Origin of the sequence: Dyadobacter jiangsuensis (assembly GCF_003014695.1) — a bacterium.
Classification (GTDB): Bacteria; Bacteroidota; Bacteroidia; order Cytophagales; family Spirosomataceae; genus Dyadobacter; species Dyadobacter jiangsuensis.
Genome location: NZ_PYAS01000014.1, coordinates 77,657 through 101,515 on the forward strand (window position 1 = coordinate 77,657; position 23,859 = coordinate 101,515).

Sequence of the window (23,859 nt, forward strand, 5' to 3'; positions counted from 1 at the left end):
GCTATTCGAGCACTTCGTAGATCAATACCGGGTTCGACTTGTTTTTGAGGTTCACCTCGCCTACCAGGCTGCATTGAAATGCCTCTTTCAACTTCTCGTAGGCCGAATCCGGCACAACAACCTGCCCTGGTTTGGCAATGGATTGCAGGCGCTGGGCGACATTCACCACGTCGCCGATGACGGTGTAATCCAGCCGCTTCAATGCGGCCGAGCCAATATTCCCGGATACCATTTCTCCCGAATTAATGCCAATCGAAACCTTCGGAAAATAGCCCGATTGGTCCGACAGCTCCTCTTTAAAACCGTTGATATGATTGCGAACAGCAAGCGAGGATTCCACCGCACGATCTAGATGATATTCGCCCCGGAAAACAGCCATCACGGCGTCACCCATAAACTTGTCGACATGCCCGCCCTGGGCGATGATTTCCTTCACCATGACATCAAAATACTTGTTGATGAGCTTCACGACCCGGTCGGGCTGCTCTTTCTCCGAAATGGCGGTAAAGCCGCACATATCCATGAAAACGACTGTTCCTTCGATGTTTTCGCTGGTCATTAACGACTTTTCGAACGTCTCCTGCGTCATGAATTGCAATACCGAGGCATCGACATACATTCGAAGGATATCATTTTCGCGAACCGCTTTCAGCGTGTCTTTCAGCTGCGCCACATATTGCAGCGTTTTCTCCATCGTGACCTCCAAATCGCGGAAATCGATCGGTTTCGTGAGAAAATCGAATGCGCCTCGGTTCATAGCAGTGCGGATATTATCCATATCCCCATAGGCCGAAACGATCACCGATTTCAGGATCGGACTCAGTTCGCCGAGGCGCACGAGGAGCGTCAGACCGTCCATTTCGGGCATATTGATGTCGCTCAATACCATGTCGACGTCGGGATGCTCTGCCAGCATTTCGAGCGCTTGCAGGCCGTTTTCAGCAAAAACAAATTCATATTGCTGTTCGCGGATCTGCCGCCTGAACTTCTGCTTGATCAGCAGTTGCAGGTCGGCCTCGTCGTCCACTACGAGTATTTTGGCTTTCATAACAGGAGCAGTTTCTCTTTCAGTTCGTTAAAATTGACGGGTTTAGTCAGGAAATCGTCGGCGCCGAGCTGCATGGCCTGGTCGTGGTTCGCGGCGTCGCCATACGCGGTGATCATCATCACTTGCGGCGGTGCCGAAGGGTGTTCGCTCCGGATCCTTTTCAGCAATTCGATCCCGCTCATACCGGGCATATTAATGTCGGAAAGGATCATAACCACTTCCGAGGGATGGTTTTGCATGTATTCGAGCGCTTCTTCACCCGAAAAAGCGAACGAAAACTCGAATTGCCCGCCCCGGATTTCCCGGCGGAATTTCTGCTCAAAAAGCGATTTGACGTCTTCCTCGTCGTCTACAACCAGTATTTTCATATTCATTTAGGGCTATTCAGGCAATGGGTATGGTAATGCGGAACTCGGTCTTCTCCCCTTCCACCGTATCCACTTCGAGCACGCCGGCATGGCCGTTGGTGATGATATCATAGCTCATCGAAAGGCCCAGGCCGGTACCTTGCCCGGTCGGCTTGGTCGTGAAAAAAGGCTGGAATATCTTCGCTTTCACGTGCTCCGGCATCCCTGTTCCATTATCTGAAACCCTGATATATAGTTTGTTATCAAATTTCTTGGTACTAATCTTTACCTCGGGCTTGTAGTCACCCAGCTGGCCAGCCTCGGTCAGTTTCCGTTTTTTCTCGGCCACTGCGTAGAATGCATTCGTAAACAGGTTGAGAAAAACGCGGCCGAGGTCTTGCGGCAGCACATTAACTGTCCCGATCGTGGTGTCGAAATCGGTCACCAGGGCTGCATTAAACTCCTTGTCCTTCGCGCGCAGACCGTGGTATGCGAGGCGCATGTACTCGTCCGCGAGCGCATTCACCTCCACAGGCTCCTTCTCGCCCGACGATGCGCGCGAGTGTTGCAGCATTCCCTTCACGATCGAATCGGCACGTTTACCGTGGTGCGTGATCTTCTGCTGGTTCTGGCTCAGGTCGCTGATAATGCCTTTGATATAGTCCTTATCATTATCATCGATGCCGGTTTTGTCGATCTCTTCTTCCAGTTCCTGGCAAAGCTCCACCGACACTTCCGAGAAGTTGTTTACGAAGTTCAGCGGGTTCTGTATCTCGTGCGCGATACCGGCAGTGAGCTCACCCAGCGAAGCCATTTTCTCGCTCTGTATCAGCTGGTTCTGTGTCGCTTTCAACTCTTCAATCGCCTTTTGCAGCTCTTCTTTTTGCTGGGTCAGTTCCTGGGTACGTTCCGCCACGAGGTATTCCAATGATTGCTTCTGTTCTCGGGCAATCTCCTCGTCGCGCAGGCGGTCGCGGCGTTCCTGCGAGAGTACTTTCTGCTGTTTCCGAGCATAAAACCAAATGACGAAGCAGAAAATCCAGGCAAAAAGGATCGCCATACCGAAAATGTCGTCATAGCTTTTATGAAATTTCGGGAAGAGCAATTCCACCAGATCACTCAGCATGGATACCCCCACAAACGGCACAATCGACTGGACGGTAGAGCGTATCGTCAGGAAATCGTCCTCTTTATAAAAAACCCACAATAACCCCAATAACGATAGATTCCACACCCAGGTGAACATATCGGGCTGCCTGGCTATATAGTAAATCGCCAGCAGCGCAAACGTGTAATAGCGAGCGTATTTAAAGAAGTTGTCCCACTTAGGCAGCTTGTCGGTATGCTGCATGGCCGAATGGGCGAATTGGATCAGAAAGAAGGCTACGATGAAATGCATGTAGAAATTTTGTAATAGTAGTTCTATTTTACTATTATTCCCTATTGGTTGGCAAAGTACTTATTTTCTCTCAAAATTCAGTCCAGTGCCCGAATACCGCTTTTACCGTCCGCTCTAATTTATTTATAATCGAATTTTAATGATTTTATAAAACAGTTTTAATACCATTTTTAGCACGACTGAGAACCTTTGCCCGCAGGTAATTCAAACTAAACGAACATGTGCTATCCAGTTTTAAAGCGGGTTCTCATCCTGGTTCTGGTGGGAATGGCGTCGGCAAGGGCCCAGACAACCTACAATTTGCAGCAAGCCCTGCAAACGGCAAAGTCCAATAACCCCATTCTGAAACGTGAGCAATTCAATGTCGACGTCTCGCAGGCCGACATCACCACGGCGCAGCTCCGCCCCAATCTGATCCTCAACAACCAGTCGTTGCAGCTGGTGCAATCTTCCAAGTTCCCTGAAAACACCGGGTGGCTTAACGGTGCCAACCGGCAGATCTGGTGGCAGGTAACCAAGCCTTTTCAGTTGCCTGTACAGAGAGAGAACAAGATTAATTTCGCACAGCAAAACGTCAGGCTTACCCAAAAGCAATATGCCGACACGGAACGCCATCTGTTTCAGTCAGTTGCGCAGAAATGGCTGGATGTGTGGGCTGCCCGTAAGCAACTCGATTTATTGGGTACTGCCAAGGCAAATGTCGATTCGCTGGCCAATATCAACCGCCTCCGACTGAAAAACCAGGTGATCACCACCACGGACCTCGCCCGCACCGAACTGCTCGCGAACCAGTACGATATTCAGCTCAAATCCGCGTCGCAGGAATACCGCAACGAGCTTTCGAATTTGAAATTCCTGATCGGCGTGCAGGACTCGATCCAGATCGATACGACCGATCAGTTCGCATTCGCATTCCCCGACCGCATGGATGCCATTGTGGAGCAGGCATTGCAGAACCGCACCGATATCCAGGCCATCAAATCGACGATGGATGTGGCGGATGCCAATATCAAGTTACAAAAGTCGAATGCGTTACCCGTGCCCGAGCTGGGACTCATTTACAACCCGCAGAACAAGGCGCATTATATGGGCGTCTACGGAACCATCGAAATACCCATTTTTTCGAGGAACCAGGGCGAGATCAAAAAGTCGCAGGTATTGAAACAACAAGCGGAGCAAGCCCTACGCGCCACGGAGACGCAAGCACAGACCGAAATCCTCACCGCCTATAAAAGCTATGTCACACACAAGCAAAACTTACAGAATTTCAATCAGTTACTAACTCAATCCCAAACAATTCTTAACAGTGTTAAATATTCTTACCTCCGTGGCGGTACGACGATTATCGACTTCCTGGAAGCCCAGCGCAGCTGGCTCGACACGCAGCAGCAGTATTATGATGTACTTGGCCAATACCGCCAGAGCTACATCGATCTCCTTTACGCATCCGGAATGATCAATCAAATCGCGCAATAATCATGAAGAACATACTCATTTGCACCTGCCTGGCCATGACTTTCATTGCAGGCTGCAAGAATAAAGCTGCCAACAAGCCCGTACCGGACAATTCTTCGCCGGTGGTGAATGCGTCGGGCACCAAAATATCCTTTCCGCTGGCCGAAAGCGCGAATTTTTTCCAAACCGAGAAGATTTCCAGCTCCTCGCTCATGGCGAATGTGACGGCGCCGGCGAAAGTATCCGCGACCGTTCTCCGCTCCAATGAGGGCGCGTCAGGCAATATCGTCCTGTTCGATAACCCCGAGCTCGCGGGTAACTATACCCAGCTTTTGCAGCACCTGACGATGATCAACCAGATCCAGAATATCAATATCCGTCAGCGTAAAACCGAGCTTTCCCGCATTAAAGACTTGCAGGAACACGGTGCCGCTACCGGCAAGGACCTCCTCGAATCACAAACCGCGTTGTCGATGGAGGAAACCAACCTGATCAACGAACGTGCGGCCATTATCGAACATGAAACCAAGCTGAAAGCCGGCGGTTTCGAGCCGAAACAGCTCCGCACCGCGCCCGCTGGCACCGCGTATATCATATGCGACGTGCCCGAGAGCGACATCAGTCAGGTGAAAAAAGGCGGCAAATGCACCATCCAGTTCACCGCCTTTCCGAACGAAGACTTCACCGGAACCATCGACGATATCGCAGATCTCGTGGACCAGACTACCCGGATGATCAAGCTGCGCGTGAACATCAATAACTCCACCGGCAAGCTGAAAGCCGGGATGTTCGGAACAGTAGCATTTGGTTTGAGCGAAGGTAAGAAACTCAGCATCAGCAAGGATGCATTAGTAACCGTACAGGGCCGCAACTATGTTTTCCTGAAAACGGCGCCACAGGTTTTCGAGCGCCGTGAGGTCAATATAGGCGACCAGATCGGCGACCGCATTGTTGCGTTCAGCGGCCTGAAAGACGGCGACGACGTGGTGACGAAAGGCGTTATGCAACTCAAAGGTTTATCGTTCGGCTACTAACCCCTCCCCGATATGCTTCAAGCCCAGATCTTCATCAGTGCCGATCACTGGAAGGACGAAATTCCGCTGTTTGAATACATTATGCAGTTTTTGGTCAAACAAAAAGTGCAGGGAGCGACCGTGTACCGTGGTCGCCTCGGCTTCGACGGCAAGCACCTGAGCCGCCCCAACGACCTGTTCAGTTTCGACGAAACGCCCATGGTCATTTCCTTCATAGACGAGGAAGAAAAAGTTAAATCCGCATTGACATTGCTTCGGAAAGAAGTGAAAAGCGGGTTTATAGTCACCAACCATGTAGACAAGTGGATTTAAAATGATCAAGAACCTGCTTTTTTTCAGCCTTCGCAACCGGTGGGTCGTGATCGCTGTGAGCGTAGTGCTGATGGGCGCCGGTTACTGGTGCTTCACACAGCTCAAAATAGAGGCTTACCCTGATATCGCCGATACCAACGTAATCGTTGTCGCCCAATATCCGGGCCGTGCCGCCGAGGAAGTGGAACAACAGGTTACCGTTCCCATTGAAAGGGCCCTTCAAAATACCCCGAATGTGCTCGACAGACGCAGCCGGACGATCTTTGGGCTATCGGTAGTCCAGCTGACATTTAAAGACGGCACAGACGATTATTTCGCCCGTCAGCAAGTTACCGAAAGGCTCGCTTCCGCTGAGCTTCCGGACGGTGTTGCGCCGGAACTTGCGCCACTTTCGACCGCGGTGGGTGAAATCCTGCGCTACGTGGTGGAAGCACCGCCGAGTTACAGCCCTACCCAGCTGCGCGATTTGCAGGATTGGGTAATCAAACCCGCGTTGCTCCAAGTACCGGGCATTGCCGATGTGACCACTTTCGGCGGTCCTTTGAAGCAATTCCACATCATTACCTCGCCCGAAAAGCTGGTGAAATACGGCTTGTCGATGCAGAACGTGATCGACGCCATCAATGCCAACAACCAGAATACCGGTGGCAACGTGATCGCCCGCGGCGGCCAGGGCTTTGCGATCCGCGGGCTCGGAGCCATTAAGAATGAGCAGGATATCCAGAATATTGTATTGAAATCAGACAATGGCGTACCTGTATTTGTACGGGATGTCGCCACTGTCGAAATCACTCCTCCGCCGCCAAGCGGGGTGATGGGCTACACCATTACGGCCGATAAAGTGGACGTTAGCAGCGGTGTCGAGGGTATTATCCTGCTCCGCCGCTACGAAAACCCGAGCGAGGTGTTGAAAGTATTGAAGGAAAGGATCGCCGACCTCGAAGCCAGCGAACTGCCCGAAGGCGTACACCTGAAACCACTTTACGACCGCAGCTTCCTGATCGATCACTCACTGGAAACCGTGGCGCATACGCTGTTCGAAGGTATTTCAATCGTCGTTATCCTGCTGATATTCTTCCTTGGAAGCATCCGCAGCGCGCTGGTGGTGGCGCTTACCATTCCTTTCTCATTGCTGTTTGCGTTTATATTAATGCGCCTGACAGGCATTCCCGCTAACCTGCTCTCCCTGGGTGCGATCGACTTCGGTATCATCGTCGACGGAGCGTGTGTGATGGCCGAGCATTTGATCCGCAAGTACCGGACCGCCAGCCCGGAAGAAAAGCAGCAGGGAATTGTGAAAATCACATTGCTGTCGGCGCAGGAAGTGGGCCGGGAGATCTTCTTCTCGGTAACCATCATCATCCTCGCGTACATGCCTATCCTGCTTATGACGCGTGTGGAAGGCAAGCTCTTCTCCCCTATGGCATTGACGCTCGCATTCGCCGTAATCGGCTCTATGCTTGCCGCGCTGACGTTCATTCCCGTACTCATTTCGTTTGCTTACAAAAAAGCATTGGCCGATCCCGAGAAGCCGATGAAAGAGCACAAGAACTTTGTACTGGATTTCCTCACCAACTCCTATTCCAAAGCATTGGGAGGCTTTTTGAAAAACTACAAAACCACGGTGCTCGTTGGTTTCAGCATCGTTACCATACTGGTTTTGTTCGGTATTAAACTGGGAACCGAGTTCTTGCCTACGCTCGACGAGGGCTCGATATTCCTTCGCGGAAACTTCCCGGCGGGCATTACCATCCAGGAAAATGCGAGCTATGCGCCTAAAATCCGGAAGATCATTGCTAAATACCCGCAAATATCATTCGTGATCACGCAAACCGGTCGTAACGACGATGGTACCGACCCATTCCCCGCCAACCGGAACGAAATCCTCGTTGGATTAAAGGATTATGAACTTTGGAGCCACACCATCACCAAAAAAGAACTCGTTGAAAAGATCAAAGCCGACCTGCAAGCCCAGCTACCGGCCGTGGCATTCTCGTCCGGTCAGCCGATTATCGACCAGGTGATGGAGATCGTGACCGGCAGTGCGGCAGATCTGGCCGTTTCGGTGGTAGGCGATGATTTGAATATGATGCGGAAAAAAGCCGAAGCCATTGCCAAAATCGTGAAAGCTACGCCTGGTGCCGACAACGTCAATATCGAACAGGAAGGCCCTCAGGAACAGCTCGCTATCAATATCAACCGCCAGGCAGCAGCACGTTTCGGGATCAATGTGGCCGACATTCAGAACATGATCGAAGCGGCCATCGGCGGCAAGACCATTTCGACGCTTTACGACGGTACGAAACGGTACGATATCGTGATCCGCTTCCTGCCGAAATACCGCAACTCGATCGACGCGATCAAGAGCGTGCAGGTACCCTCACTCACGGGCGCACTCATCCCCATGAGCCAGCTGGCAGACATCCATTTCATTGAAGGGCAGACCAACATCTATCGTTACGGCAGCAAACGGATGGTTACCGTCCGTACCAACATCCGTGGACGCGATCAGGGCGGTTTTGTGAAAGAGTTGCAGCGAAAACTCAACGCTCAGGTTCACGTGCCGAAAGGTTACAGTATCATTTACGGCGGCCAGTACGAAAACCTCGAACGCGCTGGTAAGCAGCTTGCATTCACCATTCCACTCACCATCGTGATGGTATTCCTGTTCCTTTTTATGCTTTTCAAAAATCTTCCGCATACCATGGTGACGATGAGTTGCATTCTCTTTGCGCTCGGCGGCGGTATTGTGGCATTGCTAATGCGCGGATACTACTTCAACGTGTCCGCCGGGGTTGGTTTTGTGAGCATATTCGGTATTTCGGTCATGGCCGGGGTACTACTCGTATCCGCATTGAACCGGACCGCCCAGGCGCACGAAAACGATCTGGCAAGCCATGTGCTGGAAGCGTCGTCGGAACAGCTCCGCGCGATGTTGTCTATCCTCGTCGTTGCGATTATCGGCCTTGTGCCGGCTGCCATTTCCTCCGGTATCGGTTCGGACGTGCAGCGGCCGCTTGCAACGGTAATTATTGGCGGGTTGACGAGCACATTGCTCTTCGCACCGATCCTTATTCCACCCCTGTATTTGTGGAGCGAAAAACGCCGCAAACCGCAGAAACCGAGGGAGGTTCTCGAATTGGAATAGGGTATTGAAAGATGTATTTTTGTTTTGGCTAAAACTAAAAACACATCACTATGGCAGCAAAAGACCCTATTTTGGAAGCGAAACGCTATGTTGAGAATGCGCGTACTATTTTGAGAGAAAAGGCAATCAAGGAAGATGATCTTTATTCCGATCGAAAGTATGTGAAATTAGCAGGCCATGCCGCTTATACCGGCGTGCTGCTAGCTCTGGACGGTTTGTTCGGAATAAAAAGCAAGGGTAGAAAGGACATTAACTGGTATCGCGACCAGGTTGCCAAGACAGACAAAAAGCTGCTTACCAACTTTATGAGCGCTTATGAGTTACTTCATCTGTCCATGAGCTACGACGGTAACCGGGAAGTATCCACTGCTCAATCTGGCCTCAAACGCGCCGATGCAATCATCCAATGGGTGGAACAACGAACAGCCACTTGCTAAGTAATCCATTACCAATGGATAATTAACATTTTAAAACACATCACTATGGCAGACAAAAATCCGGTTCTCGAAGCGAAACGTTACGTTGAAAATGCCCGTACTATTTTGAGGGAAAAAGCAAGCAAAGAAAATGATCTATACACCGATCGAAAGTACGTGAAACTAGCTGGGCATGCCGCTTACACCGGTATACTTGTGGCCTTAGACGGCTTTTTTGGAATCAAAACCAAGAAACGCAAGGACGCTAGCTGGTATAAAGAGCAGCTCGCCTCGATAGACAAAAAAGTGCTGGGTAACTTTGTGAATGCTTACGAACTCCTTCATTTGTACATGGGTTATGACGGTACACAAGACGTTGTTGTTGCCCGAAGAGGCCTCGAACGCGCCGACGAAATCATCCAATGGGTGGAACAGCGTACCGCCACTTGCTAATTGGTCGATTACCGATAAAAAAGTGAAGCCGGATCCAGCGATGGGTCCGGCTTCGTTGTTCTACACGCTCAGTATTTGCGCCTTATAATAATTATCCGATGGATAAAATGGCTGTTTTTAGTTAAATTTCCTAAGTCGTATGTCCTTATCGGAACACGACATACTCAACTATACACTTTAAACTATCCGTCAATGAAGCAAACACTCTACCTCCTCTCTGTGCTACTCCTCACTGGCTCTGCCGCTGCTGCGCAGGTGCCTAAATCCATTCCGGGAGAATACCACTTGCAAGGCGTAATGGAAACTGCCTCTGCTATCCTTCTCAAACCGGACAGTACCTTCGAGCTCTACTTTTCTTACGGTGCCATGGATCGCCAGGGGAATGGGAAATGGCAGTTTCAGGATGGGAAGATCATACTTAACAGCCGCCAAAGGCCTGAACGTGACTTCGCGCTGGTGACGAGTAAAACAGCTTCCGATGACTTCACGACCGTGAAAATCGTAGATAGCAACGCCCAGATCCTGCCATTCTTCGAAACCCTGATCAAAACCGACGGAGGTGAAAAATATGGGAAAATGAGCCAGGAGGGCATATTTCAAATTCCCAAAATCAAAACGACGGGCATCGATCTTTTCTTCTCGCTGGCGCCTGAACGTTATACTTCCTTCCCCGTGCAGTCGGACGATAATTATTTCGAATTCCGAATTGAACCCTGGATCATCGAGATTTTTGTTGAAAATATCGTCCTCAGACCCGAGAAAGACGGCTTAGTTGGTGAACATCCGCTTCTCAAAGGCGATGCATTCTCCTACGAGAAAATGAAGTAATCACACGTATTGCCTGTCCCCAACCAGATTGATGTCTTTCACTTCAAGGATATTCTTTTCGTAACCGTATTTCGTGACATTGATCATCGCCTTAGCCACCTGCGTGAGCGTAGAAACCCCGTTTGGGAAAATCGCCTTTATGATGGGGTACATCCAGCCGATATACTTATACAGACTCAACAGGTTTTTCTGACCTTCGGTTGCCTTCATGAAGCCCGGGCGAAACGCAAAAACCTGATCGAAAGGAAGTTTGCGCAAATCATTCTCGGTTTTGCCTTTCACCCTTGCCCACATCAGGCTGCCTTTTTCGGTACTATCGGTGCTGGCCCCCGAAACGTAACAAAACGTCATATCAGGATTCAAACGGCTAAGTACCTCAGCCACATGCATCGTCAGGTCGTAGGTAATACGCCGGTATTCAGGCTCCTTCATCCCTACCGAAGAGGTTCCCAGGCAGAAATAGCAGGCATTATAGCCCTTCAACTGACTCTCGATCGGCAAAATATCATAGAAGTCCTTGTGAACAATTTCTTTGAGCTTTGGATGGCTCATCTCCAGAGGCCGCCGGTTGATGATGAGTACTGATTCGACGTCCGGGTTTTCCAGACATTCCAGCAGTACTCCCTCACCTACCATACCGGTCGTTCCGGTAACGATTGCTCTTATTTTTCCTTCAACGGCCATAGTTTGTTTTGATTTGAAATGGTCTTACTGCCGCAAGATAAGGATATTTTAAAGTCAACTAAGCGTCGAAATTCGTTGAAACCGACACAGATTTCCAATTTTCCAGCTCGCTCGAAAATGCATTGATCTTTGCATTGGCCAAACCGAACGCATCCTCGCCCAGTATCAAATGCAATGGCGGATTCGCTTCCTCCGCAATGCGGATCATCGCGTCGGCGGCTTTGGCTGGATCACCGGGCTGCTGGCCGTTGATCTGCTCCTGGTGCAGTGCCTCCGAGTCACGTACTTTCTGATAAGCCGTAATGCTGCTTTTTGGGGTTACGAATGATCCGGCGGTGAGGAAATCGGTGCGGAAGTATCCCGGTTCAACGATGGTCACCTTCACACCGAAATCCGCCACTTCGGCTGCCAGTGATTCTGATAAACCGTTAACGGCAAATTTGGTAGCACAATAGATTCCAAAGCCCGGAAATGCGCCCGTAATACCGGCGATCGACGAAATATTGAGAATATGCCCCGATCCCTGGGCACGCAAGTGCGGCATTACGGCACGGATCACATTCAATGTACCAAAGACATTCACGTCGAAATTACCCCGCGATTCGGCATCCGACAGCTCTTCCAGGCTTCCGGCCAGCCCATAGCCCGCATTGTTCACGACCACGTCTATACGACCGAATGCCGCCAACGTATCGGCGATCGCCTTGCCTACGCTCTGCTCGTCCGTCAACGAAACGCTGAGCGGTAAAAACTGGGCTTCTGTACTCCCTACTGCGGTTTTCAGTTCATCGATGGAGCGTGATGTCGCGGCTACGGCGAAGCCATTTGCCAATAATTTTTGCACAAGTGCCAGTCCCAGGCCTTTGGAGGCACCGGTAACAAACCATACTTTTCTGTTTTCCATTGTTCTTTGTTGATTGTTTTAATAGGACAAAGGTAGAATGGCGGCCACGCCCGGGTATTGCGCGGTTCAAACAGATACTTGCGAAATTCAAACAATCCGAAACGCGGAAGGGGTATAACTGGTCTGCTTTTTGAAAAAATTGTTGAAATGGGAAGGCTCTTCGAAGCCCAGACAATAGCTGATCTCGGAAATGTTCCAATTGGTGTGCCGTAACAGCGCTTTCGCTTCCGAAGCAAGGCGCTCGGCAATGTGCGTGGTCGTCGTTTTACCCGTAGTTTCGCGAATGGCGCGGTTCAAATGGTTGACATGCACAGAGAGATGCTGTGCAAAATCGTTGGCGGAACGCAGGGCGAACCGTTGCGACGGTGCCTCAATCGGGAACTGGCGTTCGAGCAACTCGGTAAATACGGCGGTAATGCGGGAGTTTGCATTGGGGTGTTGGTACAATGCCTCGCTGGGCTGCATTTTTAGGGCATAATGCGCCAGTTCGGTCACATAATTTCTCAACAAGTCGTATTTAAAAGGATAATCGGAGGCGATTTCTTCCAGCATTTTCTCGAAAATCTGGCTTACGTGGGCATCCTGAACGTCGTTGAGAATATAGGACGGCTTGCCGCCCACCGCAAACATAGGCAGATCCGCTACATTGCCGCGCAGTTTCTCAGAGAAAAACCCTTCTTTGAAAATACAAAAATACCCCGTCACCGTGTCGCAAGCCGCTTCCCAGGTATAGGGTACCGTCGGATTGAAGAACATGAGCGCGGTTCCGTCGAGTTCGAGGCTTTTGTCGGCGTAGTGATAAAGGTTTTTGCCTCGTATCAGCGCGATCTTGTAAAAGTCCCTTCGACTGTACCGCGCGGGAACCGGGTTCGCAGCCAGGTTTTCGCCCATCGGAAACACATTGAAATGCCCGATATCCTGCTGCAAATTTCCCGGCAGCCAGTTAAACTTGTATTGATAGAATTCTTCGAGTGACTCCGTTTTTTCCATAAAACAAAGTTACGAAAATCAAATAGAAAAGACTATAAACCATAGACCATGGTCGGCCGTCGGCGGTCGGTGGTCCATTTCACGCCATCGATTAATTCCCGCATTCCAGGTTTGTAAAACAGTACTTTTCCCTAATTTAGATTTTTGAACAAAACCTTTTACCTGAAACCATTCACACACCACACTCCAATCCATACACATTTTCTTCAATGAAATCTTTCAGTCCATTGCTTACCGAGCATCTTGAAAACGGCACACTAGTTTGTCCTTTATGTTTGTCCCCCTTAAAAATCGTTGACGAAAGCATTTACTGCACCAACACCGCGTGCTCGCATTCGGTCACCGAAATACCCCTGATTCAGAAGAAGATACCCATACTCGTCAATTTCGACGAAACCATCCTGAGTAAAGATGCTTTACTAGCAACCGGCGGGGAAAGTCTCATCCCCCGCAGCGGCAACAAATACGACACCATCAAAAGGATTTTCTGGGGAAGCGACGGAAAAACGAAGCGAAACCTGGCGCGTTTCCTTGAAGTCATTCCGAAACAGCCTGGCAAAAAGCCTACTGTACTGATCATTGGCGGAGGGGCCGTAGGGAACGGCGCAGCGGGTATGTACGATGCCAAAGACATCAACATCCTGTCGTTCGATATTTACGCTTCTGCCAACACCGATTTTATTGCCGACGGCCATTCCCTGCCCATTGCCGATAACAGTATCGACGGCATCTGGATCCAGGCAGTACTCGAACACGTGATGTACCCGCAACGTGTGGTCGCGGAGATCCACCGCGTGCTCAAACCGGGCGGCATCGTCTACGCGGAAACGCCTTTCCAACAGCATGTACACGAAGGCCCATACGATTTCACCCGCTTTACCGAGAGCGGTCATCGTTTGCTTTTCAAAGATTTCAAATTAGTAGATTCCGGCTTCCTGACCGGTATCGGCACCGTACTGCTCTGGAATGTGCGGTACGCGGCCTGGGGACTCACCCGCAGCAAAAAAGCGGCTATTGTGATCGCCATGGCGTTTGGTTGGATCAGGTTCTTCGACCACCTCGTACCCGATTCATTTAATGTAGATACCGCGAGCGGTGTGTATTTCCTGGGACGGAAGGATTTGGACCACAAGTTCAGCGACAAGGATATTGTTACTCATTATAAGGGATTTCAGCGGAAGTGATTTTGACGGCCGACGGCTGATTCGAATCAGCCGTCGGCCGTCGGCTAATTTGTAGCATCGATCAACTTGCGTGCCTCGGCAAGCTCCTCCTCCTTGAGCGTGATGAGTTCTTTCATCAGCTCCTTTATCTCGGCTATTACTTCCCAGGCTTCTTTTTTGACTTCGTCCCAAAATGGCTCCATTTCGGCTCTATCTTCGTCCGAGACTGAGTTATACCACTCGAAAAATGTTGATTTGATTTCCGGAATTTCAGAGGTATCAGCCGTCCTGATTTGCGCCATGTATGCATCAACGCGATTCCTAAGTTCTATTCTCATGTGCTTTTAACGAAAATGCTCCAATATTTTCAACATCTCTCTCAGCCTCACCGCTTCTGCGCGGACTTCTTCGAATTTGGCGTCACTTATTTCCGTCGACGAGGACGACATCAGGTTTTCAAGAAAATCTAGTCGACTTCTGAGTCTTTCAGCCAATTCGACCTGTCGGCTTTTTTTCCTCATATTTTATAGTGTGTAAAACTTAAAGTTAGGCTTTTGGGATGGAAAGGTCAACTGAAAAACAGTAACTTCCACCACCAATGATCCTGCGGTCACTAAACCTTACTTCCACGTCCTGTTCCTATCCGTTAGATAAGCCAGCCCCAGCACAATCACCTGCAAAACCATAAATGAGCCGAGCAATGCAGGAATAGAATCCTCGGGCGGCGGGCCGAACATATTGAAGAGCTCCGCGATAACGAAGAAGGCGATCAGGGAGACAAGGCCCCATTTTCCTTTTCCGTTGCTTGCCCGGGTATTTTTCATGTAAACCCACACCCCGGCGATGAAAATCACGGATTCCGTTAAAACCGTCAGCGGCAACGAGTTCCACATACCCAATCCGAATTTCTCAGTACCAAAAGGCGTCAACGGAAGGTCTGGGACGTGGACGATCAGGTCTAGAAACCAGTGGCTCAGTACTGCCAGACCTACGACGATTGCACTGCGTGTATCTTTTTGGAACAACCAGTAAATACCCCCGCAGACAAGCCCCCACACAATCCCCATGACAAGGCTGTGCGTGTAAGGATAATGTACAAACTCAAATGGCGTAACTTCCGTAAAACCCGGACGAATCTTCACCTGCTCGACGTCCAGCATAAGCAGAAACGGCCAGAGAATATCGACAAACTCAACTGCCACGAAAAGCGTCAGGAGCGAAACTTTGGGAGCAACTTTTTTCGCTCCGAATGCTAAACCATAATGACCTAAAAACATAATACAAGTGGTTGATAAATGACCCTACAAAGGTATTTGGGCCATTTCCGAACGCACTTGACCTAGATCAAGAAATCAGTTGAGCTGCTTCCGGCGAATGCGGCTGATGGTTTCGGGCGTCATGCCGAGCATCGAGGCAATGTATTGCAATGGTACCTGCGTGAAAATATCACGGTGACTTTCAAAAAGGAGGTTGTAGCGCTGCTCGGCGGTCATGGACAGGAAAGAAAACACCCGGTCTTCGAGGGTGGTGAAGCAATGCGCGATGAAAAGCTTCTCCGTGACGGGCCATTTGGGCACATAATCGCCCAGACGATCATAATCCTGTTTTTCGATGGTGTACACGGCCGTATCGGTCAGCGCCTGGATGTTCCAGCGGGCAGGGTTGGCAAACACCAGGCTCGACAAGTCCGTCACAAAGTAGCCCTGCGTGCAGATCCACTGCGTGACCTCCCTGTCCTCCAAATCCACATAAACCCGCAGCAGGCCCGATTTGATAAAGCTTAGCTTATTGCAAAGTTTCCCAGTTTTGAGGTAGTAGTCGCCTTTTTTCAGTATTTCGGGTTTGAAAAAAGACGAAACTTTCACCAGCTCGGTCTGGTCGAAATCGAAGTAGGTTTGCAGGTAGTGTTCAAGATCCGTCATAATGCGCTGAAATCGGTCGTAAATGTAGCAAAGAACGGCCTCCGAGCACGGTCGTTATCGTACAAAAGTGTCCGAATGCGAACGGGTGATTTCCCTAAGGCAAATCCAATGCGCTGTAAAACAATAAATTATAATTTTGGCATATATTTTATACAATGTACTATGCAATACAATGTACCGTCTATTAGCCATGAAAATTGAATTTTTGAAAAACTCCCAGTCAGCCCCATTCCTATGTTAAAAAACTATTTCAAGATCGCCTGGCGAAATCTGGTCCGTAACCGGGTTTTCTCTGCCATCAATATCGTCGGGCTGGCTATCGGTCTCGCATCCTGTATGCTGATCAGCCTGTATGTGATCGATGAGCTGAGCTTCGATCGCTTCCATGAAAAAGCCGGCCGCATTGTGCGGACCACTTTCAAGGGAACAATGCAGGGCGGGATCATCAACGAATCGCACGTCATGCCTCCCACCGCCGCCGCACTGAAGGCCGATTACCCCGAGGTACAGGAATCCACGAGGCTCCGGCAAGGCGGCAAGCCTTTGGTGTTGCTCAACAACCAGCTTTACAGCGATGAAAAACTGGCCTTCGTCGATTCCAACTTCTTCTCGGTGTTTACATTGCCTTTCGTTGCCGGTAATCCCCAAAACGCGCTGCTGGAACCGAACACCATTGTGTTGTCCGAAACAGCAGCGCGGAAATACTTCGGAAAAACCGATGTGCTTGGCAAAATCATCACTTTCAAAGACTGGAACAAAACCTTGCGCGTGACCGGGGTAATGAAGGACATTCCCTCCAATTCGCATTTCCGCTTCGATTTGCTGGGCTCCATGGCGTCTGTGGACGAGGCAAAAGCCAATTCCTGGATGACTTCCGAGTTTTTCACCTACCTGGTTTTGCCGGAAGGCTACGATTACAAGAAGCTGGAAGCAAAACTCCCTGCCACTGTCGATAAGTACATAAGCCCCCAGCTCAAACAATCGATGGGTGTAACAACGGCTGAATTCCGCAAGCAGGGTAACAACCTCGAACTCCGCCTGCAACCGCTGACGGAAATCCATTTGCATTCGGACTTCCAATATGACCTCGATGTAAACGGCGACGTTACCTACGTCTACATCTTCGGCGCGGTGGCCGTAATGATGCTCCTCATTGCCTGCATCAATTTCATGAACCTTTCTACCGCGGGCTCTTCCAAGCGTGCACGAGAGGTGGGCGTACGCAAGGTAATGGGTTCCGAAAAAAGTGAACTGGTGGGCCAGTTTCTCACTGAGTCCATTTTACTCACATCGCTTGCATTGGTACTGGCAGTCCTGCTGAGCATCGTAGCATTACCTGTTTTCAATGAAATGTCCGGTAAAAACCTGACGCTGAAATGGGATGCCGTCCCGGGCCTGATTCCCGCTCTGATCGGTTTTGGCCTTTTTGTGGGGATCTTCGCCGGCAGCTACCCTGCGTTTTTCCTGTCGTCGTTCAAACCTATTACCGTGCTGAAAGGCGGCTCCTCCGTCATCAAGCTCTCTTCTTCGGGCAAAAGTTTCAATCTGCGCAGTGGGCTGGTTGTATTTCAATTCTTTATGTCGATCATTCTCATCGTAGGCACGACGGTCGTTTTTCAGCAATTGCAATTTATCCGCAATAAAAAGCTGGGTTATAACAAAGACCAGGTGATCGTGATCCCGACCTGGTCGCTAGGCAAAAATATGGAGGCATTCCGCGAGGGACTCATGCACGATTCGCGCATTGAAAACGTCAGCCTGTCGGGCTATGTGCCTGCCGGACCTTCCGACAACAACAATTTCACGGTTAACCCTGATGGAAACACCGACCGGATGGTGAAAACACTCCGCTACGAGGTGGACTATAATTACCTGGCCACTCTGGGTATGGAAATGGCCCGCGGACGTAATTTCTCGAAGGATTACGGTACGGATTCAACCGCCATTATCATCAATGAAACGACCGTCAAAACCTTCGGCTGGACGCCGGAGAATGCGATGGACCGGACCATTACCCGCAGCGACAACCAGGGAAACAAGGCAACCTACCACGTCATTGGCATTGTGAAAGACTTCCATTTCCGTTCCATGCACGAAAAGATAGGCCCGCTCGTGATGACGTTGAACAACGGCTGGGGCTGGATGATGGTCAAAACCCGCAGCGCGGAGGTTTCGGGGCTATTGACCTCAATGAAAAAGAGCTGGGACAGTTTCCATTCCGATATGCCATTCAGCTACACCTTCCTCGACGAACGTTTCAACGAAACATATAAAGCCGAGCAGAAAACCGGCCAGATACTGGGCACATTTGCCGGGCTGACGATCTTCGTGGCATGCCTGGGCCTGTTCGGTCTGGCTACGTTCACCGCCGAGCAGCGTACCAAGGAAATAGGTGTACGAAAAGTATTGGGCGCATCGGTGGCAGGTATTATCGCGTTACTTTCAAAAGATTTCCTTAAACTGGTGATTGTCGCATTGCTCATCGCCACGCCCGCAGCCTGGTGGCTGACGGACCGCTGGTTGCAGGCTTTCGCCTATAAAATCGATGTTGCCTGGTGGATGTTTGCACTGGCAGGCGTACTATCGGTGCTGGTTGCATTGTGCACGATTTCCTACCAGTCTATCAAGGCGGCATTGATGAACCCCGTTGAGTCGCTTCGTTCGGAGTAGCCGGTGGATCGATTTAAACCATTTGAATAGCAAATAGTTATTACATTCGAACCCGGGTCGTGTGCAGGTTTGCATCCGGCCCGGGTTTACTGTTTTAATCCAAATCGTTGAGTGCCCATGGAAGCCACTATCCGCTGCAAAATCACCCGGCATGTTTACGTTTTCCAGCCAGGTAATATCGTCGAGGTGCGGCGGCGCATTTTAGAAAAGTCTGAAAATCAGTCACAATCTGGTTATTCCATTCCTGATATCGGCGATGGCACCCCGGGGATTATCCCTCTGGACGCCGCCGACCCAGTAACCGATCCGGCGCCAACGGAAGACGCCCATTACGGCAAATGCGTATTGACAAGCGTCTCGAATTTCTGGGCAGATAATCCGGAAAGAACCGGCGAGGGCCAGGCAGGCAGCATCAAACCGGTAAATGTGCGGGTGGTCCATTATCCCGACTGCCAGCAGCTCGTGTTCCATATGCCCCAGTACGCCTGGGATGCGGGTGCCTTCCGCCTTACCAACTCCTGCTCGCAGGAAGTGATCGAAGAAAAGCCCGTTCGGGAGCGCCTCAACGGTGGCACCATGATTTTAACCAATACACTACCCTATCCGCCAGGGTTTTACACCATCGAAGCCGGTTGGCCCGATGGCTGGACACATCGCATTCAATTCATCAAGTTCACCGAAGGTTTTCCCAATGCGCCCTACGGCAAAGCGCCTGCCAATATCTTCCATGCTATTCGGAACGAGGAGGTGCATTTGCTGCCATTGCCGGAAGAACAACCCTACCCTGAACTTGCGGCAAACCATGGCAGAACCCCGGAATATCGCGCCGACCGGGATTCCGGGTATACGTCACCTGCGTGTAGCCTGCACATGATGTACGACCGCGACGACGAGCGGTCGCGCGATTACAATGGCCTCAGCCGGGACGGCGGTATTGATGTGGATAAATTCAAAAAAGAAATTATGAGCCGCTTTTTTCCCAAGCTGGAATACACGCAGGATGGCCGCGGTGGCAGTATTTACTACACCGAGGGCGCGATTAAAATCCAGTTCGGCTGGGAATTTGGCGGAGGCAACGCGGTGGTCATTCTGTTTATTCCGGAAACAAAATACTGGGAAGCGCAAACCGGGACGCCACTTTCACGCAGAGATGAAATCCTGAAATTCCTCTGCGAACAAGTAATCCGCGATCAGGCGCCGGGCTGCACATACAAGATCTACGAGAATTCGATCAGCATTCTGCGCTGAGTCTTTGGAATGGTTATTGATGTAAATAGGCCTTCATCAAACCAATAACCACCATGGTACAAAATTCAGAAACCATCGAAATCCTGAACGACCTGGTCCTGATCAACAACGACCGGATCGCCGGATATGAAAAAGCCGAAGCCGAAGCCGGCGATCTTGAAAATGATCTGCGGGCGATGTTCAGCGGCCTCGCCGAAGAAAGCCGCACGTATGCGGGCGAATTGAAATCACGCATCACGCAACTTGGCGGAGAGCCGGCAAGCGGCACCATGCTTTCGGGCAAGTTGTACCGTATTTGGATGGATATCCGGGCGACATTCACTTCCGACAACCGTCGCGCCGTTCTCGAAAACGCCGAGGCCGGTGAGGACGCGGCGAAAAAAGCCTACGAGGAAGCATTGCAATCCAACGAGCTTTCCGAGGAAATCTACCAGCTGATCCAACACCAATATAACGCTATACTCGCGGCCCACGACAGCATCAAAGCCGAACGCGACCGCCAGCGAGACGTCTCTAAATATCCGCTGACAACTTAAAGAAGCCCCGGAAGGGGCTTTTTAGTTAACAGATAATCAGCAACTTAAAATTTTTTTCAACTTTTTTCCTAAATTCCTGTAACCTTTTCCATTCCCCGGAGTTACCACATCAAAATCACGAAAACAAAGCGCAGAGCCTTGAATACCCTAACCGACAACTCGCTGATGCTCCGGGTCAAAACCGGGGACCTGGATAAGATGGGCTTGCTCTTCGAACGGTACAACCGGCCGCTTTTCGGATTCTTTTACCACATGACGCACAAGGCCGACCTCAGTGAGGACCTTGTCCAGAATGTGTTTTACCGAATGCTCAAATACCGGCACACATTTACCGGCGACGGCGAGTTCAGGACATGGATGTACCACCTGGCTCGAAACGTCCTCAACGACTCGGTGAAGCAGAACCGGTCGTTTAATTTTTACGATGTGAACGAGGTCGCCGACCGGCTCGAAGGCGGAATCCGCGCCGACGAAAGCCTGGAAAGGCAGCAGGAAAACGCCATCCTGCACGAAGCCATGGGGGCGTTAAGCCCGGAATACCGCGAGGTGCTGATACTAAGCAGGTTTCAGGAAATGAAATACGACGAAATTGCCAAAGTGCTGAATATCAACGAAGGAACAGTGAAGGTTCGGGTACACAGGGCATTAGGAGAATTGAAGAAAAGGTTTTTTACAAATGAAAGACGGTAAGGAAATGAACTGCGAATATACCAGAGGCAAGCTGACCGAATGGCTCAATAACAACCTCGAAAAAAGCGAGCAAATGGAGGTGAATCGCCACCTCGCCGAGTGCGTGAGCTGCCAGGAAGAGTTCGCAGCCGACAAGCAGATCTGGGATAGCATGGCGAAAATCAGGATTCCTGAGCCCAAAGAAGCAATGCGTGCCAACTTTTACACGATGCTCGACGAGTTCAAGGAGGCAGAAAAAGCCGCGGCGAGGTTCTCGTTTCAGAGCATGATGGAAAGTATCCGGGAGTTTGTATTGCCGCAATGGACGGTACAAGTCGGATTCAGCCTGCTATTGGTTGGGTTAGGCTGGGTTATCGGCAACCGGACGAGCCGCACTAAGGTCGACGCCGTCGCGTATCAGCAGCGCATCGAAACTCTGGCGAGCCAGGTGCAGGATATGAAAAGCACGATGATGCTTTCGCTGCTTGAAAATCCTTCGGCCACCGAGCGGCTCCGGGCAGTGGGTTACACTAGCGAGATCACGCATGCCGACGATCGCGTCTTAGAAGCGCTTTTTGCCACCTTAAACAACGATCCTAACGTCAATGTGCGGCTCGTCACACTCGAAGCGCTCACACAATATGCGGGCGACGCGTCGGTGCGGGAGGGACTGGTAAAATCCCTCGCATTGCAGGATTCGCCGATGGTGCAGGTGGCACTTGCAGATGTGATGGTCAAATTGCAGGAAAAACGCTCGGTGAAGGCATTGAAAACCTTGCTGCAAAAAGAAGACCTCAACGACCTCGTCAAAGTCAAGATCGAACAGACTATCAAAGACCTTTCATAAACCTAAAATCAACTATTAGCCATGAAGTATTTTGCAATCCCCCTGCTGGCGGGAGCAGTGCTCTGCTGTACCCAGGCCCCGGCGCAGAAGCTGGAACACAAAGAACACGTCAGCAAAGAATTTACCGTCAGCGCCGGACAGGCCGCCAAAAATGTGCTCGCGATCTATAACATCAACGGGTTTATCAAGGTGGAAGGCTACAACGGCGATAAAGTGGTGCTCGAAATCGATAAAAATATCCGGGCTAAAACGCAGGAAGGACTCGACGAAGGGAAGGCCGAGTTTAAACTGGAAATCGAACAGGAGGCCGACAGCATTATCGCCTATATCGCCAATCCGTTCGACTCGCGTCCCAACCATAGTCGCCGCAACTGGGACGGACCGAAAATCAAGTACGATTTTGAGCTGGATTTCACAGTAAAAGTCCCCTACTCGCTCAATTTACACGTTTCGACGGTGAACGGCGGTGATATCAACGTGAACGACGTGACCGGCTCGCTGGGCATCCGCAATGTCAACGGGGCAATTAAAGTCGTGAATGCCAAAGGAAAGGCCGATATGCACACGATCAACGGCAATGTGGAAGTCAATTACCTGGCATTACCACCGGGCGAATCCGATTTCAAAACACTCAATGGCGATGTCAAAATCAGTTACCCGGCTGCATTGGCTGTGGATTGCCAGTTCAAGACTTTCAACGGCGATTTTTACACCGATTTCCCCAATGTCGAAAGGCTTCCGGTGAGGGTGGTGAAAAATGCGGAAAACCGCGAAAACAAGACCGTCTACAAGCTAAGCACCGAAACGTTTATCCGCATCGGCAGCGGCGGTCCCACCTACAAATTCGAAACATTCAATGGCAATATCTATCTTAAAAAACAATCATAGCAAAATGAAGACCCCGCGCATTCTTGCCCTCGCAGCATTCACAGCATTTACGGCCATTTCGGCACCACTGATTGCCCAGGGTGATTTGAAAGAACAACTGACGATCCCCCTGAGCGACCCCGCCAAGCCCGGATCGCTGAAAGTACACCTCATTACCGGCTCGATCCGTGTAACGGGTTACGCAGGCAACCAGGTGGTGATCGACGCAACTACGAAACAACCCGACAAAGCGGAAAAGCCGAAGGAAGTGGACGGCATGAAACGCATTTCCAAAAACGGCGGCCTCGACATTTCTGCTACCGAGGAAAACAATGTCGTGAACGTGAGCTCGAAGCTGTTCAATACCAAAATGGAACTGGTGATCAAGGTACCGGCGAAGTTCTCGCTGAATGTAGGCACGATCAACGATGGTGACATTCTGATCGAAAACGTGGACGGCGAAATGGAGATCACCAACGTCAATGGCGACATCCGTCTCACCAACATATCGGGTTCGGCTGTGGCCAACACGGTCAACGGCCTGCTGAAAGCAAACTTCAAAACCGTGTCCGCGAAATCACCGATGGCATTCTCCACGCTGAATGGCAATGTCGACATTACCTTGCCGCCAACAGCCAAGTTCGACATCAAGGCTAAATCCGATCGGGGCGAAATTTACAGCGACTTCGATGTGGACGTCGACAAGGCCGTACAGCAGGCCACCAAAACAGCCAAGGACGGCATGTACAAGGTCAGCATCGAAGACTGGGTAAAAGGCAAAGTCAACGGTGGCGGCAGCGAGATCATGATGAAGAACATGAACGGAAATATTTACGTCAGGAAAGCGAAATAGCATTTCCTGGGCCGTTACCGACGCCTCTGGCAGATCGTCTGCCAGAGGCGTTTTTTTGAGGCTTAT

24 protein-coding genes are annotated in these 23,859 nt (G+C 50.5%); 15 read left to right on the forward strand and 9 right to left on the reverse strand.

The genetic code is table 11. The features are described from left to right. Position 1 precedes the first annotated feature (1 nt). Genes CLV60_RS25455 through CLV60_RS25465 form a run of 3 tightly spaced genes read right to left on the reverse strand, consistent with a single transcriptional unit; the run spans position 2 to position 2,794 of the window. Positions 2-1,048 (reverse strand): adenylate/guanylate cyclase domain-containing protein, encoded by a 1,047-nt coding sequence (locus CLV60_RS25455; protein ID WP_106598216.1) that lies wholly within the window; start codon positions 1,046-1,048, stop codon positions 2-4. Beyond that, positions 1,045-1,416 (reverse strand): response regulator, encoded by a 372-nt coding sequence (locus tag CLV60_RS25460; RefSeq protein ID WP_106598217.1) that lies wholly within the window; start codon positions 1,414-1,416, stop codon positions 1,045-1,047. Before CLV60_RS25460 ends, CLV60_RS25455 begins: the two co-directional genes overlap by 4 nt. 16 nt (positions 1,417-1,432) lie before the next feature. Then, positions 1,433-2,794: a sensor histidine kinase gene (locus CLV60_RS25465; RefSeq protein WP_106598218.1), complete on the reverse strand. Its 1,362-nt coding sequence runs from the start codon at positions 2,792-2,794 to the stop codon at positions 1,433-1,435. A 924-nt stretch (positions 2,795-3,718) separates the two neighbouring features. Here CLV60_RS25465 and CLV60_RS35040 point away from each other — a divergent pair. The 7 genes from CLV60_RS35040 to CLV60_RS25500 all read left to right on the forward strand — a co-directional run bounded on the left by CLV60_RS35040 (position 3,719) and on the right by CLV60_RS25500 (position 10,440). Next, complete coding sequence (locus tag CLV60_RS35040; RefSeq protein ID WP_374755657.1) at positions 3,719-4,270, forward strand: TolC family protein; 552 nt, start codon at positions 3,719-3,721, stop codon at positions 4,268-4,270. 2 nt (positions 4,271-4,272) lie between these two features. After that, positions 4,273-5,283, forward strand: a complete 1,011-nt coding sequence (locus CLV60_RS25475; RefSeq protein WP_229211128.1) for an efflux RND transporter periplasmic adaptor subunit — start codon at positions 4,273-4,275, stop codon at positions 5,281-5,283. A 12-nt stretch (positions 5,284-5,295) separates the two neighbouring features. Further along, positions 5,296-5,595: a DUF190 domain-containing protein gene (locus tag CLV60_RS25480; RefSeq protein WP_106598220.1), complete on the forward strand. Its 300-nt coding sequence runs from the start codon at positions 5,296-5,298 to the stop codon at positions 5,593-5,595. Position 5,596: 1 nt separating this feature from the next. Continuing rightward, positions 5,597-8,743 carry an efflux RND transporter permease subunit gene (locus tag CLV60_RS25485; RefSeq protein WP_106598221.1) on the forward strand — a complete coding sequence of 1,049 codons (3,147 nt, stop codon included), beginning with the start codon at positions 5,597-5,599 and terminating at the stop codon, positions 8,741-8,743. Between the two features lie 50 nt (positions 8,744-8,793). Next, the gene (locus CLV60_RS25490) at positions 8,794-9,180 is read left to right on the forward strand and encodes a DUF5618 family protein (RefSeq protein ID WP_106598222.1); all 387 of its coding nucleotides are present in this window, start codon (positions 8,794-8,796) and stop codon (positions 9,178-9,180) included. A gap of 45 nt (positions 9,181-9,225) precedes the next feature. Next, entirely contained in the window at positions 9,226-9,612 is a 387-nt protein-coding gene (locus tag CLV60_RS25495) for a DUF5618 family protein (protein WP_106598223.1), read from the forward strand. A 192-nt stretch (positions 9,613-9,804) separates the two neighbouring features. After that, the gene (locus tag CLV60_RS25500; protein WP_106598224.1) at positions 9,805-10,440 is read left to right on the forward strand and encodes a hypothetical protein; all 636 of its coding nucleotides are present in this window, start codon (positions 9,805-9,807) and stop codon (positions 10,438-10,440) included. Here the strand turns inward: CLV60_RS25500 and CLV60_RS25505 are convergent, their stop codons facing one another. From CLV60_RS25505 to CLV60_RS25515, 3 genes are all read right to left on the reverse strand, one after another. After that, positions 10,441-11,124, reverse strand: a complete 684-nt coding sequence (locus CLV60_RS25505) for a Rossmann-fold NAD(P)-binding domain-containing protein (RefSeq protein ID WP_106598225.1) — start codon at positions 11,122-11,124, stop codon at positions 10,441-10,443. 58 nt (positions 11,125-11,182) lie between these two features. After that, positions 11,183-12,028, reverse strand: a complete 846-nt coding sequence (locus tag CLV60_RS25510) for an oxidoreductase (protein ID WP_106598226.1) — start codon at positions 12,026-12,028, stop codon at positions 11,183-11,185. 87 nt (positions 12,029-12,115) lie between these two features. Then, entirely contained in the window at positions 12,116-13,018 is a 903-nt protein-coding gene (locus CLV60_RS25515) for a helix-turn-helix domain-containing protein (RefSeq protein ID WP_106598227.1), read from the reverse strand. A 275-nt stretch (positions 13,019-13,293) separates the two neighbouring features. On the opposite strand from CLV60_RS25515, the gene CLV60_RS25520 reads away from it, so the two are divergent. Beyond that, positions 13,294-14,202 (forward strand): class I SAM-dependent methyltransferase, encoded by a 909-nt coding sequence (locus tag CLV60_RS25520; protein WP_229211129.1) that lies wholly within the window; start codon positions 13,294-13,296, stop codon positions 14,200-14,202. Positions 14,203-14,246: 44 nt separating this feature from the next. Here CLV60_RS25520 and CLV60_RS25525 read toward each other — a convergent pair whose 3' ends face one another. The 3 genes from CLV60_RS25525 to CLV60_RS25535 all read right to left on the reverse strand — a co-directional run bounded on the left by CLV60_RS25525 (position 14,247) and on the right by CLV60_RS25535 (position 16,103). Beyond that, a complete protein-coding gene (locus CLV60_RS25525; protein ID WP_106598229.1) occupies positions 14,247-14,519 on the reverse strand; it encodes a hypothetical protein in 273 nt (90 codons plus the stop codon). Between the two features lie 282 nt (positions 14,520-14,801). After that, a complete protein-coding gene (locus CLV60_RS25530; RefSeq protein ID WP_106598230.1) occupies positions 14,802-15,458 on the reverse strand; it encodes a metal-dependent hydrolase in 657 nt (218 codons plus the stop codon). 75 nt (positions 15,459-15,533) lie between these two features. Next, on the reverse strand, positions 15,534-16,103 hold the full coding sequence (locus CLV60_RS25535) for a Crp/Fnr family transcriptional regulator (protein WP_106598231.1): 570 nt from the start codon (positions 16,101-16,103) through the stop codon (positions 15,534-15,536). A 234-nt stretch (positions 16,104-16,337) separates the two neighbouring features. Here CLV60_RS25535 and CLV60_RS25540 point away from each other — a divergent pair, with 234 nt between their 5' ends. The 7 genes from CLV60_RS25540 (at position 16,338) to CLV60_RS25570 (ending at position 23,793) form a co-directional block, all read left to right on the forward strand. Next, on the forward strand, positions 16,338-18,773 hold the full coding sequence (locus tag CLV60_RS25540; protein ID WP_106598232.1) for an ABC transporter permease: 2,436 nt from the start codon (positions 16,338-16,340) through the stop codon (positions 18,771-18,773). A gap of 117 nt (positions 18,774-18,890) precedes the next feature. Then, a complete protein-coding gene (locus tag CLV60_RS25545; RefSeq protein ID WP_106598233.1) occupies positions 18,891-20,021 on the forward strand; it encodes a hypothetical protein in 1,131 nt (376 codons plus the stop codon). Positions 20,022-20,074: 53 nt separating this feature from the next. Continuing rightward, a complete protein-coding gene (locus CLV60_RS25550) occupies positions 20,075-20,557 on the forward strand; it encodes a PA2169 family four-helix-bundle protein (protein ID WP_106598234.1) in 483 nt (160 codons plus the stop codon). 165 nt (positions 20,558-20,722) lie between these two features. Continuing rightward, positions 20,723-21,247, forward strand: coding sequence for an RNA polymerase sigma factor (locus CLV60_RS25555; protein WP_106598373.1), 525 nt, complete (start codon positions 20,723-20,725; stop codon positions 21,245-21,247). Continuing rightward, positions 21,234-22,073, forward strand: coding sequence for a HEAT repeat domain-containing protein (locus CLV60_RS25560; RefSeq protein ID WP_106598235.1), 840 nt, complete (start codon positions 21,234-21,236; stop codon positions 22,071-22,073). The genes CLV60_RS25555 and CLV60_RS25560 overlap by 14 nt, the downstream gene beginning before the upstream one ends. A gap of 21 nt (positions 22,074-22,094) precedes the next feature. Continuing rightward, a complete protein-coding gene (locus CLV60_RS25565; RefSeq protein ID WP_106598236.1) occupies positions 22,095-22,961 on the forward strand; it encodes a DUF4097 family beta strand repeat-containing protein in 867 nt (288 codons plus the stop codon). 4 nt (positions 22,962-22,965) lie between these two features. Then, entirely contained in the window at positions 22,966-23,793 is an 828-nt protein-coding gene (locus tag CLV60_RS25570) for a DUF4097 family beta strand repeat-containing protein (RefSeq protein WP_106598237.1), read from the forward strand. Positions 23,794-23,859 lie beyond the last annotated feature (66 nt).